This is a genomic window from Flavobacterium sp. Leaf359 (genome assembly GCF_001423985.1).
Classification (GTDB): Bacteria; Bacteroidota; Bacteroidia; order Flavobacteriales; family Flavobacteriaceae; genus Flavobacterium; species Flavobacterium lindanitolerans.
Map to the genome: position 1 here is coordinate 1 of NZ_LMPW01000010.1, position 952 is coordinate 952.

Below are 952 nucleotides of genomic sequence, written 5' to 3' on the forward strand. Positions count from 1 at the left end.
GGAGGCCGATGCGGAAATGCGCAGGTCTTCCAGGGCAGACAGCAGTGAAGCCTCATTGTATGTAGCACTGTTTGAATAGCCCTGTACTGCCCCTATCAGGCTTTGGGGAATGCTTCCATAGGCCATATTCTCTATCTTGGCGACCATCTGCGTGTTGTTGTATCCCCAGACATAGCTGGTCTTCATCCCGTTGGGCTGCTCGCTTTCCAGAAGGTTGCCGTATTTATCGTATTGGTTGAATTTTACCTTGGCAACAAGTGGGGTGTTTCCCGTTGAGGCGGACACAGTCGAAGGCATCCACGATACATTGTTGGTCCAGATGTTGGAATAGTCCGTCTTGCTGGTGTTGACCAGGCTCCAGTTCCTGTAGTCCTCTACCTTCTCGATTTCCGAGATCCTGTTTTTGGAGAGGGTAGAGTTGCCCGTATGGTAATAGTATTTGGACATGAGTAGGTCTCCGGCAGAAGTGGTGGCCGTCTTTGATTCTAGATTTCGGTTAATATCGTTATGGTAGTTGTATACAGTGCTCTTTACAACAGGTTCAGAATTGGTCGGATAGTAAGTCGTTTTTTCCACTTGGAGCCTTGATTTTCCCGTTCTGTCTATTACTGTCCTGTTATCAAAATAGCTTACCTGGTAGTTTTCGTCAAAGAAGACATACTCGTAGCTGGTGTTCTGTACCACTGTACCGTTACTGTCATAGGATTTCTTGTTTTTCAACAGGCCACGCTTGTAGTCAATAGATGGACTATCAATTCCACCTACTGAACCGTTGGGATAGTCATCAGGAGAGGTAAAGGTATATTCTGTCTTCCCGTTGTTTCCGCTTTCTGTTACCGTCACATTGCTATAACCCACAAACTCTATCTGCCCGTACTTGTCGGAAAAATTCATGTAGCTGTCGGCCACCAGGTTTCCGCTGCTTCGGTTGGGCTCACTGAAGAGGTTATAG

General features: G+C 46.8%; 1 protein-coding gene. It reads right to left on the minus strand.

The features are described from left to right. A partial coding sequence (locus ASG38_RS17955; RefSeq protein ID WP_162239658.1) for a hypothetical protein occupies positions 1 to 858 on the minus strand: 858 nt, incomplete at its 3' end. Positions 859 to 952: the final 94 nt, after the last annotated feature.